Origin of the sequence: Polaromonas eurypsychrophila, from assembly GCF_014641715.1 — a bacterium.
In the GTDB taxonomy this organism is placed as follows: Bacteria; Pseudomonadota; Gammaproteobacteria; order Burkholderiales; family Burkholderiaceae_C; genus Polaromonas; species Polaromonas eurypsychrophila.
This window is the reverse complement of the sequence record NZ_BMIG01000001.1, coordinates 472,386-488,118: the sequence shown is the minus strand read 5'-3', so window position 1 is coordinate 488,118 and position 15,733 is coordinate 472,386. Positions and strand designations below refer to the sequence as shown.

At 65.2% G+C, this 15,733-nt stretch carries 16 protein-coding genes and 1 pseudogene; 14 read left to right on the top strand and 3 right to left on the bottom strand.

All coding sequences use genetic code 11. The features are described 5' to 3' along the window. Positions 1-8: 8 nt before the first annotated feature. On the bottom strand, positions 9-926 hold the full coding sequence (locus IEX16_RS02355) for an RNA methyltransferase (RefSeq protein WP_188706162.1): 918 nt from the start codon (positions 924-926) through the stop codon (positions 9-11). A gap of 100 nt (positions 927-1,026) precedes the next feature. On the opposite strand from IEX16_RS02355, the gene IEX16_RS02350 reads away from it, so the two are divergent. From IEX16_RS02350 to fabG, 14 genes and pseudogenes are all read left to right on the top strand, one after another. After that, positions 1,027-2,022 (top strand): inositol monophosphatase family protein, encoded by a 996-nt coding sequence (locus IEX16_RS02350; protein WP_188706161.1) that lies wholly within the window; start codon positions 1,027-1,029, stop codon positions 2,020-2,022. A gap of 82 nt (positions 2,023-2,104) precedes the next feature. Next, entirely contained in the window at positions 2,105-2,230 is a 126-nt protein-coding gene (locus IEX16_RS20195; RefSeq protein ID WP_268236580.1) for a hypothetical protein, read from the top strand. 121 nt (positions 2,231-2,351) lie between these two features. Continuing rightward, positions 2,352-2,651, top strand: coding sequence for a phosphopantetheine-binding protein (locus IEX16_RS02345; RefSeq protein ID WP_188706159.1), 300 nt, complete (start codon positions 2,352-2,354; stop codon positions 2,649-2,651). A gap of 8 nt (positions 2,652-2,659) precedes the next feature. Further along, a complete protein-coding gene (locus tag IEX16_RS02340) occupies positions 2,660-3,316 on the top strand; it encodes a COG4648 family protein (RefSeq protein WP_229676120.1) in 657 nt (218 codons plus the stop codon). Between the two features lie 9 nt (positions 3,317-3,325). Next, positions 3,326-5,030 (top strand): annotated as a pseudogene (locus IEX16_RS02335) (AMP-binding protein). After that, on the top strand, positions 5,027-5,989 hold the full coding sequence (locus tag IEX16_RS02325; RefSeq protein ID WP_188706151.1) for a lysophospholipid acyltransferase family protein: 963 nt from the start codon (positions 5,027-5,029) through the stop codon (positions 5,987-5,989). The pseudogene IEX16_RS02335 and the gene IEX16_RS02325 overlap by 4 nt, the downstream one beginning before the upstream one ends. After that, entirely contained in the window at positions 5,982-6,596 is a 615-nt protein-coding gene (locus IEX16_RS02320) for a LolA-related protein (protein ID WP_229676119.1), read from the top strand. The genes IEX16_RS02325 and IEX16_RS02320 overlap by 8 nt, the downstream gene beginning before the upstream one ends. Beyond that, on the top strand, positions 6,593-9,070 hold the full coding sequence (locus IEX16_RS02315; protein WP_188706147.1) for an MMPL family transporter: 2,478 nt from the start codon (positions 6,593-6,595) through the stop codon (positions 9,068-9,070). The genes IEX16_RS02320 and IEX16_RS02315 overlap by 4 nt, the downstream gene beginning before the upstream one ends. Beyond that, positions 9,067-9,894 carry a polysaccharide deacetylase family protein gene (locus IEX16_RS02310; protein WP_229676118.1) on the top strand — a complete coding sequence of 276 codons (828 nt, stop codon included), beginning with the start codon at positions 9,067-9,069 and terminating at the stop codon, positions 9,892-9,894. Before IEX16_RS02315 ends, IEX16_RS02310 begins: the two co-directional genes overlap by 4 nt. Beyond that, positions 9,891-10,634 (top strand): SAM-dependent methyltransferase, encoded by a 744-nt coding sequence (locus tag IEX16_RS02305; RefSeq protein ID WP_188706146.1) that lies wholly within the window; start codon positions 9,891-9,893, stop codon positions 10,632-10,634. Before IEX16_RS02310 ends, IEX16_RS02305 begins: the two co-directional genes overlap by 4 nt. A gap of 50 nt (positions 10,635-10,684) precedes the next feature. Next, on the top strand, positions 10,685-11,881 hold the full coding sequence (locus IEX16_RS02300) for a beta-ketoacyl-[acyl-carrier-protein] synthase family protein (RefSeq protein ID WP_188706299.1): 1,197 nt from the start codon (positions 10,685-10,687) through the stop codon (positions 11,879-11,881). Positions 11,882-11,889: 8 nt separating this feature from the next. Further along, entirely contained in the window at positions 11,890-12,714 is an 825-nt protein-coding gene (locus IEX16_RS02295; protein WP_188706144.1) for a beta-ketoacyl synthase chain length factor, read from the top strand. Further along, positions 12,711-13,205 carry a hotdog family protein gene (locus IEX16_RS02290; RefSeq protein WP_188706143.1) on the top strand — a complete coding sequence of 165 codons (495 nt, stop codon included), beginning with the start codon at positions 12,711-12,713 and terminating at the stop codon, positions 13,203-13,205. The genes IEX16_RS02295 and IEX16_RS02290 overlap by 4 nt, the downstream gene beginning before the upstream one ends. Positions 13,206-13,231: 26 nt before the next feature. Continuing rightward, positions 13,232-13,963 carry a 3-oxoacyl-ACP reductase FabG gene (gene fabG / locus IEX16_RS02285; protein ID WP_188706141.1) on the top strand — a complete coding sequence of 244 codons (732 nt, stop codon included), beginning with the start codon at positions 13,232-13,234 and terminating at the stop codon, positions 13,961-13,963. Between the two features lie 121 nt (positions 13,964-14,084). On the opposite strand, the gene IEX16_RS02280 is transcribed toward fabG, so the two are convergent. Both IEX16_RS02280 and IEX16_RS02275 read right to left on the bottom strand, forming a co-directional pair. After that, positions 14,085-14,873: a glycosyltransferase family 2 protein gene (locus tag IEX16_RS02280; protein ID WP_188706139.1), complete on the bottom strand. Its 789-nt coding sequence runs from the start codon at positions 14,871-14,873 to the stop codon at positions 14,085-14,087. 41 nt (positions 14,874-14,914) lie between these two features. Beyond that, entirely contained in the window at positions 14,915-15,730 is an 816-nt protein-coding gene (locus tag IEX16_RS02275; protein ID WP_188706137.1) for a lysophospholipid acyltransferase family protein, read from the bottom strand. Positions 15,731-15,733 lie beyond the last annotated feature (3 nt).

Sequence of the window (15,733 nt, the reverse complement as noted above, 5' to 3'; positions counted from 1 at the left end):
CAGTGAGTTTATGGCTTGGCCGGCGTCTTTGCTGGCGCGCTGTTTTCAGAGCCCCCACGCTCGCCAGTGCCTGTGCTTCGCTGCCCCCCAAGGGGGCTCGCCTCGCTTGGGGCGGCCCTGCGCTCCGGCGCGGGCACGGGCGGCAAGGTTTTTTGCGACATGGCCTTGGCAATCCCGCGCAGAATGTGAATTTCTTCCGGGCTCAACCCGGCTCGGTTGAACAGCTGATTCAGCCGCGGCATCAGTTTTTTCGGCGAGGCCGGGTCCAGAAAGCCGATGCCGGCCAGCGCCTGCTCCCAGTGCCCCAGCATGCCGGCCACCGCCGCGGCGTCGGCCAGTTGCGGCTCGGGCGTGGCCGCCTGCACAGAAAACCCGCCCAGCGCCTCGCGCCAGTCGTAGGCAATCAGCTGCACCGCTGCGGCCAGGTTCAGCGATCCGAAATTCGGATCGGTCGGGATGCTGAGCGCCACATGGCAGCGGTAAACGTCTTCGTTTTGCATGCCGAAGCGCTCGGAACCGAACAAAAATGCCACACCCTCCGGTTTTGAAGTCGAATCGGCCTCCAGCCCATGTCCAGCGGGCGCAAGCAGCTCTTCTTTTGATAGCAAATCGGCAGTGCCAAGCAGCGCGGCAAAATGCTCACGCGGCGCACGTGTCGGCGGGCCGAAGTCGCGCGGCGTCATCGCCGTGGCGCAAAGATGCGTGATGCCGTCCAGCGCTTCATCAAGCGTGGCCACGATACGCGCGTTGTTCAGCACGTCCAGCGCCCCGCTGGCACGCTGTATGGTTTCCTCGCGCCTAAGCACATTCGCCCAACGCGGCGCCACCAGCACCAGGTCGCCAAAGCCCATGACTTTCATGGCGCGCGCGGTGGCGCCGACGTTGCCGGCATGGCTGGTGTTGATCAGGACGAATCGCGTTTTCATGGATAAAGGGGCGAGGGCGGGTGTTGAGCCGGTAAAATGCGGTATTGTCGCCTGCCCCCGGTTACCGGGCCGCAGCCCTTGTGCTCTTTCTTAGTCCTATATGTCTAGCAATCTCCACCCCATGCTCAATGTGGCCATCAAGGCTGCGCGCGCCGCCGGCGCCATCATCAACCGCGCCGCACTGGACGTGGAATCGGTCCGGGTCTCGGTCAAACAGACCAACGACTTCGTCACCGAAATCGACCAGGCCGCCGAAGCCGCCATCATCGAAACACTGCTGACCGCCTACCCCGGCCACGGCATCCTGGCCGAGGAATCGGGCAGCGAACACGGCGCGAAGGATTCCGACTTCGTGTGGATCATCGACCCGCTGGACGGCACCACCAACTTCATCCACGGCTTTCCTGTGTACTGCGTCAGCATCGCGCTGGCGGTCAAGGGCAAGGTCGAACAGGCGGTGGTCTACGACCCCACCCGCAACGACATCTTCTGCGCCACCAAGGGCCGCGGTGCCTACCAGAACGACCGCCGCATCCGCGTGGCCAAACGCACCCGCCTGCAGGAGTGCCTGATCTCCACCGGCTTTCCCTATCGCCCCGGCGACAAGCTCAAAACCTACCTCAACATGCTCGGCGAAGTCATGAGCCAGTGCGCCGGCGTGCGCCGCCCCGGCGCGGCCGCGCTGGACCTGGCCTATGTCGCGGCCGGCTACAGCGACGGCTTTTTCGAATCCAACCTCAAGCCCTGGGACGTGGCAGCCGGCTCGCTGCTGGTCACCGAAGCCGGCGGCCTGATCGGCAACTTCACCGGCGAGGCCGACTTCATGGACCATGGCGAATGTGTGGCCGGCAACCCGCGCATTTATGGCCAACTGGTCGGCACGCTGGGCAAATACAGCAAGTTCGCCGGCGCTGGCGACAAGGCCACGGTCCGGCAAGCGGCGCTCAATAACGCAGCCGATGGGGCGAAAGTCGACGACGGCGCGGCCGCTGCGGCGGCCCCCGCGAAAGCCACACTCAAGTCCAAACGCATCAAGGCCGGCGACGCCAGGCCGGGCAACACCCCGTCCCAGAACCCGCCTGACGCGCCGTTCTGAGGCTCGGCAAGGCCCGCTGCCGCAGCAAATGCTATTAAAAACATAGCGGCTTTCGCCTACTCAGCATGGGCTGGAGCCCTGTTTGACACTGATTTCTGCGGATGGCGACACGCCTGAGGAGCGCCACCACCGGATGCATCGCGCACACCGCGTGGGCTGGGCGAATTTACATCCTGTTTCGCTGGTGGCTGACGCGCTGCTGGGCTGAGCGCCTACAGCGGCAAGCCTGCGGCCAAACAATGTCAGTTACCATCAAAACATCACCCAAAGGGGGGCTGGCAGCCATGGCGCAGCACCTGAAAATCCTCCAAACAACGTCCATGCCCACGATGCCCGACTCAACAACCACAACATCTGTTCCACAGGCGGCCGACTCGGCATTGATGCGCGAAGTCGCCGAACTGGTGGTGTCGTCGCTCAACCTCGAAACAGCCGCCGCCGACATTCAGCCTGACGATCCCTTGTATGGCGACGGCCTGGGGCTCGATTCGATCGACATCCTGGAAATCGCGCTGGTGGTCTCCAAGCGTTATGGCCTGCAGTTGCGCGCCGACCACGAGGACAACACGGTCATCTTCCAGTCGCTGCGCAGCCTGAGCAATCACATCGCGCTGCAAAGAACGAAGTGAAACCCGGCTTGACGGCGAAACTGCTGCTTGGCGCGCGCTGGGCAGCCATTGCCGCCTTCGGTATCGCTTATTCGGTGATGGCTCATTTCGCCGCCGCCGACCCCCACCCCGACCTGTTTGACGCGGCCGTCGCCATCGCCCCGTTGCTGGCGCTGGCCGTACTGCTGGCCTGGCGCTCACCGCAGCGTCCTTGGATGCTGCTGCTGTTCCTGGCAAGCTGCGCCGCCCTGTATGCGACCAGCAGTTGGCTAGTGCAGCATTTCAACTGGATTTTTCTGCTGCAGCATGCCGGTATGCAGGCCTTGCTGGGCCTGGCTTTCGGTCGAAGCCTGCGCGCCGGACAAGAGCCCATGGTGTCACGTTTTGCGGCGGTTGTTCATGGCAGCCTGTCGCCGGCGCTCGCACGTTACACCCGCCAGGTCACCTGGGCCTGGACCGTTTATTTCGCGGTCATGACGACACTGTCGCTGCTGCTGTTCTGGCTGGCACCGGTGGCGGTCTGGTCGGTCTTTGCCAATCTGCTGAACCTGCCACTGCTGGTCCTGATGTTTGCGGCAGAGTACGGCGCGCGGCTGTATTTTCTGCCACCCTCGGACCGCGCCGGGCCGCTTGAGGCAATACGCGCCTACCGGCATGCAGGCTCACGCACCGCGCCGCCGCCCTGATCGCCGCCCATGCCTGTAACCAACTTTGCGCTCATTTCCCACGACCATGGCGACAACATCGTGGCCTGGCGTCATGGTCAACGCATCAGCGTGCGCCAGTTTCTGGCCGACGTGCGGCAGTTGGCTGCAGCCCTGCCTGCGGGCGGCCACATGCTCAACGCCTGCAGCGACCGCTACCACTTCACCGTCGGGCTGGGCGCCGCTTTGCTAACGCGCAAAGTCAGCCTGCTGCCGCCCACCCACACACCGGAAATGATCTGCCAACTGCAGGCGCTGGCGCCCGATGTTTTTTGCCTGGCTGACGCACCGCACGCGATTGACCTGCCTGGCTTTGTTTACCACGACGCATTTACCCGGGGGCCCGCCGATGCCGACGCCGACGAGGCCTGCGAGATACCGCTGATACCCGGCAACCAGCCGGTGGCCGATGTGTTCACCTCGGGCTCGACCGGCCTGCCGCAGCCGCACCGAAAAACCTGGGGTTCTCTCGTGCACAGCGCACGGGCCGAAGCGCTGCGCCTGGGCGTGGACCTGAACCTGGACCAGAAAAAAAGACGTCCCTACAGCATTGTCGGCACGGTCCCGCCGCAGCACATGTTCGGCTTTGAATCGACCGTGCTGTTGGCGCTGCAAAGCGGAGCCGCGCTTCAGGCGGGCCAGCCCTTTTACCCGGCGGACATCGTCAGCGCCCTGCAGGCCGTCCCGCGCCCGCGTCTTCTGGTAACCACGCCGGTGCATTTGCGCGTGTTGCTGTCCTCCGGGATAAGCCTGCCTGCGCTGGACCTGGTGCTGTCGGCGACCGCACCCATGCCACCGGCGCTGGCCCAGTCTTGTGAAGCGCAGTTTTCGGCGCCCCTGTTCGAAATTTATGGCTCCACCGAAACCGGGCAAATCGCGTCGCGGCGCAGCGCGCAAACCGACCAATGGGAGTTGTTTCCGCTGGTCACGCTGACGCCGCACGATGAGCGCATGTGGGCCTGCGGCGGTCACGTCGAGCAAGTCATGCCCATGAACGACGTGCTCGAATCCATCGACAACCACCGGTTTTTTCTGCACGGGCGCCTGAGCGACCTGATCAACATCGCGGGCAAGCGCAACTCCCTGGACTACCTGAACCACCAGTTGCTCAGCATCGAAGGCGTGCAGGACGGCGCGTTTTTCATGCCAGACGACAGTGATCACGAAGCGGTGGTGCGCCTGATGGCCTTTGTGGTGGCGCCAGGCATGAGCACTGCCACACTGCAGGCGGCGCTGAAAAAACGCATTGACACCACCTTTTTGCCACGCCCGCTGGTGCTGCTCGACGCCTTGCCACGCAACAGCACCGGCAAGCTGCCGCGCGAAGCGCTGCGGGCGCTGGCCGAATCGCAGCGGGCGCCCGCGTGCCCGAAAGGCGGCCCGGATGCAGGGTGAAATTCGCCTGAGTTTTGCAGCCAGCCATCCGGCGTTTGCCGACCATTTTCCGGGACGACCCATCGTGCCAGGTGTGCTGCTGCTCGATGCGGCCATCCATGCCATCGTGCAGGCCCGTGACGGCACGGCCGGCGGTAGCGCCATCGGGCAAGTCAGCTCGGCCAAATTTCTCAGCCCGGTCACGCCGGACGAAAGCCTGACCCTTTCCTGGCGCGACACCGGCCAGGGCCAGATCCGTTTTGACATCGCGGGCAGCGATCGCCAGGTGGCGACCGGTGTGCTGGGTTGGGCGCCCCCATGAGCGACGCCGGCAACACCGCCCCCGCCCGGGCCGCCTGGCGCGAGCGGCCAGAACGCAGCAACATGCTGATGCTGCGGGTCATGACCTGGATCTCCCTGCGCCTGGGCCGCCGCGCGGGCCGCTGCGTGCTTTACGGCATAGCCGCTTACTTCCTGCTGGCCAACGCGGCCGCGCGCCGCGCTTCGCGCGACTACCTGCGCCGGGTCGGGGACGTTCCGCAGGTCGGCTGGCGCCATGTCTTTCGGCACTTCCTGAGTTTTGCCTCGTGCATCCACGACCGGGTCTACCTGATCAACGACAAATTCGAGCTCTTCGATATCCGCATTCACCAGGAGCATTTGATCTTCGACCTGACGGCCGATCAAAAAGGCGTGTTCCTGATGGGCGCCCATGTCGGCAGCTTTGAGGTGTTGCGCGCCATTGGGCGGCGCAGGCCGGGCCTGCGCGTGGCGATGGTCATGTTTGAAGAAAATGCCCGCAAGATCAACGCCGCGCTCACTGCCATCAACCCGGCGGCGCAGCAGGACATTGTGGCGCTGGGCCATGCCGACTCCATGCTCAAGGTGCATGAGCTGATTGAAGGCGGCAGCGTCGTCGGCATGCTGGCCGACCGCTGCCTGAACCACGACAGCACACGCCCCGTGCCGTTTCTGGGTGAGTCGGCCGAGTTTCCGGTGGGCCCTTTCCGGATGGCGGCGATTTTGCGACGGCCGGTGCTGTTCATGGTCGGGCTCTACGGTGGCGGCAATCGCTACGATATTCACTTTGAGACGCTGGCTGATTTTTCCAACATTCCCGCTGGCGGGCGCGAAGCCGCCGTGCAGGCCGCGATGGCGCGTTACGCCGCGCTGCTGGAAACCCACTGCCGCGCAGCGCCCTATAACTGGTTCAATTTTTTTGACTTCTGGCAATCCGCCCGACGCATGGCCGACGCAACCCCGGTACCTCCCCATGCATGACGCAGTGCGCCCGCTATCCTCCCGCTTCTCTTCGGCTTTCTCCTTCGGGCTGGCCGCCGCCGGCCTGCTGCTGGCTCTGTGGGGCACACCGGCCCTGGCGGCGTGGGACCTCGCGCAATTGATGCAGGGCCTGGCCCAGAACAAGTCGGGCCGCGCCAGCTTTGTCGAGAAAAAATACATCGCGCTGCTCGACAAACCGGTGGAGTCATCGGGTGAGTTGTTGTACACCGCGCCGGGCCGGCTGGAGAAACGCACGCTCAAACCCCGGCCCGAGTCGATGCTGATTGAAAGCGGCACGCTGACGGTGGAACGCGGCAAGCGCCGCATGACCTTGCGTCTGCAGGACTACCCGGAGCTGGTGGCTTTCACCGAAAGCATACGCGGCACGCTGGCCGGCGATGTTGCCGCGCTCAGGCGCATTTACAACCTCGACCTTGAAGGCACCGAAGAGCGCTGGACACTGACACTGCGCCCCATCGAAACCAAAATGCTGGAAGTGGTGCAGCGCATTCGTATCGGCGGCAGCCGCGCCGAGGTCAAAACCATCGAGATCGAGCAGACCGATAAGGATCGTTCGGTCATGGTCATCGCTCCGCTGGCGCCATGACAAAAGGTTTTTTCCAGGCTCGCTTGCTGCCGGTCTGGGTCTGGCTGGCGACGCTGCTGCTGTGCGGCGTACTGGTGGCCCGCACACATTTCACCGCCGACATGTCGGCCTTTTTGCCGCGCTCACCCACGCCCGAACAACAACTGCTGGTGGACCAACTGCGCGACGGGCTGGTATCACGCCTGATCCTGGTCGCCGTTGAGGGTGGTGACCCGGCCAGCCGCGCCGCCGCATCCGGTGCCATGGCCGGCCAGTTGCGCGGCGACAAACGCTTCACCACCGTCAGCAACGGCGAGTCCGGCGGCATGCAGCGCGACCAGGCTTTCCTGTTCGAGCACCGCTACCTGCTGAGCCCCGCCGTCACACCGGCGCGCTTCAGCGTCGGAGGTCTGCGCGCTGCAATTGGCGACACGCTGGACCTGCTGGCCTCACCGGCCGGCTTGCTGACCAAGTCCCTGTTGCCACGCGATCCGACCGGCGAGATCCCCTTGTTGCTTGAGGAGTTTTCGGGCGATGGCGGCAGCGGCGCGAACCGACCCAACGTGGCCGGCGGCGTCTGGGCCTCACGCGATGGCCAGCGCGCCCTGTTACTTGTGCAAACCGTGGCGCCCGGTTCGGACACCGATGCCCAGGAAGAGGCGATTGGCGCCGTGCGCACGGCCTTCGCACAGGCACCGCTGACCGGAACGCCAGGTCAGGCAATGCAACTTGTAGTCACCGGCCCCGGTGTTTTCGCGGTGCAGGCGCGCGAAACCATCAAGCGCGAAGTCACCCGCACCTCGGTCATCAGCATGATTCTGATGCTGACCCTGCTGATCGTGATCTACCGCTCGCTGACCACGCTGGCTTTGGGAATGGTGCCGGTGGTGTCAGGCACCGTGGCCGGCATCGTCGCCGTCAGCCTCGGCTTTGGTGAGGTGCATGGCATCACGCTCGGCTTCGGCACCACGCTGATCGGCGAGGCGGTCGACTATTCGATATACCTGTTTGTGCAATCAGAGCGCACGGCAACCTCCAAAACCGACTGGGTGCGGCGCTTCTGGCCGACCATCCGCCTGGGGGTGTTGACCTCGGTTGCGGGATTCGCCTCCTTGCTGTTTTCGGGCTTTCCGGGGCTGGCGCAGCTCGGCCTGTACTCCATCGTCGGCTTGCTGACAGCGGCAGCCGTCACGCGTTTTGTCATGCCGCTGCTGCTGCCTGCGGGCTTTCGCGTACGCGATGTGTCCGCGCTGGGCGAACGGCTATCGGTCTGGGTGCGCTTTGCACCGCGCCTGAAATGGGCCGCACTGGCACTGATGGTGCTGGCCTGTGTTCCGCTGGCCATGCACCGCGACAAGTTGTGGAACCATGAATTGTCGGGACTGAGCCCAATCTCGCTGGCCGATCAGATGCAGGACACCACCCTGCGCGCAGACCTCGGCGCGCCCGACGTGCGTTACCTGGTGGTCATCAGCGCGGCTACCCAGGAGCAGGTGCTCCAGGCTGCGGAGGGCACCGTGCAGGCACTGCAGGGCCTGGTCGAGCGGAAGGTGATCACGGGTGTGGACACGCCGACGCGGTTTTTGCCCAGTATGGCAACCCAGCAGGCCCGGCTGGCCAGTCTGCCCCCTGCAGCGCAACTCAAGGAAAGCCTGGCTCAGGCCGTGAGCGACTTGCCCATCCAGGCCGCCCGGCTGGCCCCCTTTCTGGCCGATGCCGAGGCGGCACGCCAGAGCCGCCCGCTGCAACGCGCTGACCTCACCGGCACCACGCTGGCCGTGGCCGTCGATGGCATGTTGTTGCAGCGCGGCGCTTCACCCGGCCGGCCGGCAGGCTGGAGTGCGCTGCTGCCGCTGCACGCACCTGTCAACGGCATCATTGATGCTGCCGCCGTAAGGCAGGTCCTGGCAGACGCGCCAGGCAACCGTGCCACCGGCAGCGCCCTGTTCGTGGACCTCAAGGGCGAGGCCGACCGCCTGTACAGCGGCTACCTGCGCGAGGCGATTGTGTTATCCCTGGCCGGCCTGGCTGCAGTGGCGCTGTTGCTGCTGCTGAGCCTGCGTTCGGCGGTGCAAACACTGCGCGTGCTGGCCCCGCCTGCAGCCGCCATCATCGTGGTGCTGGGCGGCCTGGCACTGGCCGGTCACCGCTTGACCATTCTTCATTTGATCGGCCTGCTGCTGGTGGTGGCCGTGGGCTCCAACTACGCGCTGTTTTTCAACAGCGGCCCGCGCAGGTCCGGCCCTGAAGACGAGACGGCACGAGCGGACCGCGAGGCATCCGGCATCACACCGCGCACCCTGGCCTCGCTGCTGTTTGCCAACCTCACCACGGTGGCAGGTTTTGGCGTGCTGGCGATCTCCAGCGTGCCGGTGTTTCAGGCCATAGGGTTGACGGTCGGCCCCGGCTCTGTGCTGGTGCTGCTGTTTTCTGCCATTTTTGCGGCTCAGCAATCTTCGGCATTGACGGCACCGGCCAGGGACATCACGCCATGAGCGCGCCGCTGACTTCAGCCACCGTGAACGGCCGCTGGGACATGCCCGCCCTGATGAAGGTTTCACTGGGCGTGCACGCGGCCGCCGCACTGGCCATTCTGGTCGCCCCGGCATGGTGGCCGTGGGCGCTGGCGGCACTGGTACTCAACCATGCGCTGCTGGCGACGGTCGGCCTGCTGCCGCGCACCCATTGGCTGGGCGCCAACTGGACCCGGCTGCCCGCCGCCGCCGCGGCGCGCGGGGAAGTCGCGCTGACCATCGACGATGGGCCTGACCCGGTGGTGACACCCGCCGTGCTGGACCTGCTGGACCGCCATGGCGCCAAAGCCACGTTTTTCTGCGTGGGCCGGCAAGCTTCGCTGTACCCTGAGATTTGCCGCGAGATCGTCCGGCGCGGCCACCGCATTGAAAACCACAGCCAGCAGCATCGCCACAATTTTTCATTGCTCGGTCCCGGCGGCTTTCGGCGTGAACTGGAAGCTGCCCAGACCACCTTGACCGCCATCACCGGAGACCGCCCGCAATTTTTCCGCGCGCCGGCCGGTTTGCGCAACCCTTTCCTGGACCCGGCGCTGCAGCGCAGCGGCCTGCGTCTGGCGAGCTGGACGCGGCGCGCCTATGACACGCGGGAGGGCAACCCCGCCACCGTGCTGCGCAAACTCTGCACCTCGCTGCGGGCTGGCGACATCCTGCTTCTGCACGACCGCCATGCGGCCCTCACGCCAGACGGCGTGCCGGTGATTCTGGAGGTCTTGCCACCCCTGCTGCAAGCCATCGCGGAAGCCGGCCTGCGGCCCGTCACCCTTCGTGAAGCGCTCACATGACGGCCACCCCCACCGCGTTCGTCAAACACCTGATCTCCAGGGCGGCGGCGCCCTACCGGGCGGCCGGACTTTATGCCTGGTTTTTCGCACGCGGCAAGCTGGGCGGCGACCCGGCATTTTCGCACTTGCTGGCTGCCGGGCTGCTGACCGGGCGCAGGCGCATCCTCGACATCGGCTGCGGCCAGGGCCTGCTGAGCGCGTGGCTGCTCGCCGCGCAGGCTGCCAGCGCCAAGGGCATCTGGCCGGTGAGCTGGCCATCTGCACCTCAACCCTCGCACATACGCGGGGTCGAGCTGATGGCACATGACGTGGCGCGGGCCGACAGCGCGCTGGCGCCAGCGGTCAGCGCAGGCCAAGCCAGCTTTGTGCAGGCCGACATGTGCAGCGCAGACTTTGGCCAGACCGATGCGGTGGTGATTCTCGATGTGCTGCACTATGTTCCGCTGGCGGCGCAGGACGAGGTGCTGGCGCGTGTGCGCCGCAGTCTGTCTCCCGACGGCGTGTTGCTGCTGCGTGTGGGTGATGCCGCAGGCGGCCTGCGTTTTTCCATCAGCAACTGGGTGGACCATGTGGTGACCACCTTGCGCGGGCACCGCCTGGGCATCCTCCATTGCCGCCCGCTGACGGCCTGGCAGGACACGCTGCGCCAGCTCGGCTTTGTGGTGGAAGCGCAGTCCATGAGCCAGGGCACGCCGTTTGCCAACGTCCTGCTGGTGGCCCGCCTGCGCCCCGTTTCATGACCCTCCCGAGGACCCTGATGACCCTTGCTCCTCCTTCCCCGACTGGCGCCATGCAGGCGCTGCTGCTGTCGCATTTCACCGCTACCAGCTCGATTGGCGCCGGACTTGATGCCACACTGGCATCGCTGCAGTCAGAACGCAGCGGCCTCAAGCCCTGCGACTTTGATTCGGCCGACCTCGCAACCTGGATAGGCGAGGTCGAGGATGTTGACGGGCAGGTGCTGCGTCCTGACCTGCGCGCCTTTGACTGCCGTAACAACCGTCTGGCCCAGCTCGGCCTGCGTCAGGACGGTTTTGAACAAGCGGTGCTGGCTGCTGCAAGCCGTTACGGCAAGCGGCGCATCGGTGTGTTTCTGGGAACCAGCACATCGGGCATCCTTGAGACCGAACTCGCCTACCGCGCGCTGGACCCCCGCACCGGCGCCCTGCCTGCGACTTTTGTGTATGCGGGCAGCCACAACCCGTTTTCAGTCACGGCCTTCGTTCGCGGCTACTTCGGCCTCGAAGGGCCGGCCATGACGGTGTCGTCGGCCTGCTCCTCCAGCGCCAAGGTGTTTGCCTCGGCGCGCCGCATGATGGCTGCCGGGCTGATTGATGCGGCCGTCGTCGGCGGCGTGGATTCGCTGTGCCTGACCACCTTGTACGGTTTCAACTCGCTGGACCTGCTCTCGCGCCAGCCGTGCCAGCCGTTTGACGCGGGGCGCAAGGGTATTTCCATCGGTGAAGGCGCGGCTTTCGTGCTGCTTGAGAAGCTGCCCAACAGCCTGGACGCGGGTGCGGTCCTGCTGCGCGGTGTCGGTGAGTCGAGCGACGCCCACCACATGTCGGCACCGCATCCTGAAGGCCTGGGCGCCATCAGCGCCATGCGTCAGGCGCTGGCAAGCGCGGGGCTGCAGCCCGGCCGTATCGACTACATCAATCTGCACGGAACGGCCACACCCTCCAACGACACCGTCGAAGGCAAGGCCGTGGCCTCGGTATTTGGCGACCACGCCCTGCCCTGCAGTTCGACCAAGGGCGCGACCGGCCACACCCTGGGCGCGGCCGGTGGTCTGGAGGCCGTGATCAGCGCCTTGGCCCTGCAGCAGGGCTTCATGCCCGGCGGCGTGAACACACACGCCGTGGATCCGGCGCTACCGGTGGACTACCTGCTGCACAAGCGCGACGAAGCGCCGCAACATGTGCTCAGCAACTCCTTTGGTTTTGGCGGCACCAATTGCAGCCTGGTTCTCGGCCGCGCGAGATAGGAAGCACAATGACTGCCAGCAATATTTCAGCGCTCACGGTGTTTGTGGAAGGCATCGGCCTGGTCGGCCCCGGCCTGTCCAGTTGGGAAGACGGCCGGGACAAACTGCTGGGCCAGTCGCCCTACATGTCCGCCGCCACCGTGTTGCCCACACCCATGTCGCTGCCCGCCGCAGAGCGCCGCCGCGCCGGCGCCGTCATCAAGGTGTCGCTGGCAGTGGGCCAGGAGGCTGTCAACGCCGCCGGGCTGCTGGCGTCCAGCCTGCCCTCGGTCTTCACCTCTTCCGGCGGCGACGGCGTGAACTGCCACGACATCTGCTCGACGCTGGCATCGAGCGACCGGCTGATCTCGCCCACGCGTTTTCACAACTCGGTGCATAACGCAGCCTCGGGTTACTGGAGCATTTCAACCGGCGCGACGCCGACCTCGTCGGTGCTCTGCGCGCATGACGGCAGTTTTTCCGCTGGCTTGCTGGAAGCCATCACGCAGGCCGTGGTCGACGACACGCCGGTGCTGCTGGTGGCCTACGACACCCATTACCCCGAACCCCTGCACAGCAAACGGCCGATTCCCGACACGCTGGGCGTGGCACTGGTGTTGCGTCCGCAGCGCAGCGAGCGCAGCCTGGCCCGCATCACGCTGTCAGGCGACTGTGGCCTGACTGACGCGGCGGCAGCCATCATGAACGATCCCGCGCTGGAGTTCCTGCGCCAGACCATTCCGGCTGCGCGCGCCCTGCCTTTGTTGAGGCTCATCGCGGGCCGGCAGCCGGCAACCGTTGCGCTGGACTATCTGGACGACATTCGACTGGCCGTGGATGTTGCGCCACCATGAATCCGCCCCGCACGCTGAACCACGACGAAATTGCCAGGCGCATCCCGCACCAGGGCAATATGTGCCTGCTGGCCACTGTCACAGCCTGGGACGGCGACCGCATCGAGTGCCAAGCCAGCAGCCACCAGGCCGCCGACAATCCGCTGCGCGCTCAGGGCCGACTCGGTGCCGCTTGCGGTGTCGAATACGCGGCGCAGGCCATGGCAGTACACGGCGCGCTGGTGGCCGAAAGCATGACGACCAGTCTGGATGCCTATTCTGTCCCACGCGCCGGCTACCTCGCCAGCATCCGCAGCGTGACCTTGCATACGGACCGACTGGACACCGTTGCTGCGCCGCTGCGGATCAGCGCGGAACGTATCACCGGCGACGACAACACGGTGTTGTACAGCTTTGCGGTGAATGCCGGCGACACAGCGCTGCTCAGTGGACGCGCTGTGGTGGTGCTTGATGCCTCCGCGCTGTCATTGCCGTCCGTCGCCCCTGGCTAAACCGGGCTACCCCCAAGGAGAAACCCATGAGCACCCCTCCCAAACGCGCACTTGTCACCGGCGGCAGCGGCGGCATCGGTTCGGCCATCTGCCGGCGGCTTGCGACCGACGGTTACAGCGTCATCGTCCACGCCAACGGCAACCTGGCCACCGCGCAGGCGCTGGCGGCCGACATCGTCGCCGGCGGCGGTCTGGCCCAGGCGATAGCCTTTGACGTGACCGATGCACAAGCAACAGCAACAGCGATCAACGCCTTGCTGGAAGACGGGCCTGTTCAGGTGTTGGTCAACAACGCCGGCATCCATGACGATGCCGTGTTTCCGGGCATGCGACTGGCCCAGTGGCAGCGCGTGCTCGATGTATCGCTCAATGGTTTTTTCCATGTAACCCAGCCTCTGACCCTGCCCATGATCCGCACGCGCTGGGGCCGCATCATCACCATCACCTCGGTCGCCGCCGTGGCCGGCAACCGCGGGCAGGTCAACTATTCGGCGGCCAAGGGCGCGTTGCATGCCGCCACCAAATCCCTGGCGCTCGAAGTCGCCAGCCGTGGCATCACCGTCAACGCGGTGGCGCCCGGCATCATAGACACCGCCATGACCAAGGACAGTTTCAGCCCCGAAATCATCAACACCATGGTGCCGATGAAACGCGCCGGCAAGGCCGAAGAAGTGGCCGACCTGGTGGGTTTTTTGGCGTCAGACAAAGCTGCCTACATCAGCGGGCAAATCATCTCGATCAACGGCGGGATGATATAGCCCCCACGTTCGTTCGCTTCGCGTAGCTCTCTGCCCCCCGAGGGGGCGCTGCGCCTGCGGGCCGGCAAAGCCGGACCCGCGGCCCCTGCTTGAAAAAGACGGAGGCCTCGTTTGCTTCGAGCTACGCGCCTTCGATGCGCCGCCAAAGCAGTAGCGGCAAGCGCACAATAAATCCCAGCAGCAGCCTGGAATGCATCCAGGTCAGCAGCAGGTTGTCGCGCAGGTAGTTGAAATGGGACACGCCGCCTTCGTCAGGCCGGAAATACTTTACCGTGGCGGGAATGTTGACAGGTTTGACTCCCAGCCAGCACATGCGCACCACCGCCTCGGGGTCAAAATCGAAGCGGCGCATCCAGCGCTGACCGTGCATGACGCGCCGCAGCGGCTCAATCGGGTACACGCGAAAACCGAACAGCGAGTCACCGATGCCCGCCCACAGGGTTTCCAGGTTGGCCCAACCGTTAGACACCTTGCGTCCGTTCACGCGCAGGCGCGGTGCATCCGCCGCAAACACCGGCACACCGAGCACCATCACCGCGGGTTGGGCAGCCGAGGTCGCCATGAACTCGGGAATCAAATGCGCCGGATGCTGGCCATCCGAGTCCATCGTCAGCACATGCGTCAACCCTTGCCGGGCAGCCAGATCAATGCCGTGCAACACTGCGGCGCCCTTGCCGACGTTGTGGGGCAGCACGATCACATGCAGGCCGGGGTCCTGCGCGGCCAAGGCCTGGAGGCCAGCGGCGCTGTCATCGGTGCTGCCATCGACCACCACCCACACCGGCGTCCACTGAGCGCGCGCCGAGCGCACGGTCTCATACACCTTGGGGCCGGGGTTGTAGCTGGGAATCAGGACGAGGTGGGAAGGCGAGGCGCTGCGGGACGGGGTGCTGGTTGAGGAGTCTGTCATCGGCGTCAACGAGAGGGCGGTGGAGATCAGGGAACTGTAGCTCAGGCCGGCGGCGCCTTGACAGGAAAATCTGGCAACTGTGCGTGCGCAAGCTCGGACTGGAAGTAGTGTTCAAGTTCGCAGACAAATTGTGCCGTGTCGCGAGGCGGCTCGAAACGCCTGCCGAGCCGCACCCGGTAAGTGATCGGCATTTTCGGTGTCCACAGCAAGGACCAACCTTTTCCGAGAAAACCTGAATCGGTTTCGATGAACACCGTTTGCACCGGCACGCCGGCCTTTTTCGCGATCAGACCGGTTGTGCCCTGCATCGCGCCCACTGGAAACCGCGGGGTGCGCGTGCCTTCGGGGAACAGCAACAGGTGGCTGCCGTTGGCCAGATCGTCGACGCCGAGCTGCACCATGGTGCGAAGCGGTGTGTTGCGGATATAGCCTGCCAGTCTGGCGCCCGCGCCAAAGAAAACGCTATTGACCAGCTCGGCCTTCATGATGCAGGCGGCACCGGGCAGGCGCGAGAGAATCATCACCGCGTCGAGCAGGCAGGGGTGGTTGGGCGCAATCACCATGGCCGGTCCATCGCTGAGCGCATCCAGTTCTGAAAGATCAAAGCGGCAGGCACCCATGCGCACCAGAAAGCGCAAGTAGATACGCGTGGTCAGCGTGACCAGCTTGCGGCCCAGGCGCTTGCTCAACACACGCGGCAGCAGCGCACGCATTGGAAAAGCCAACAGCGTGACGCTCAGGCAAATCACGCCAAGCACGAGGTAACCCAGGTGCATGCGAAGAGACTCGTGCAGGCGGGTACGCCCGACCTGCATCTTCAGCGGTTCATCGAGCAGAACTTGCGGTTTGTAGTTCATGGC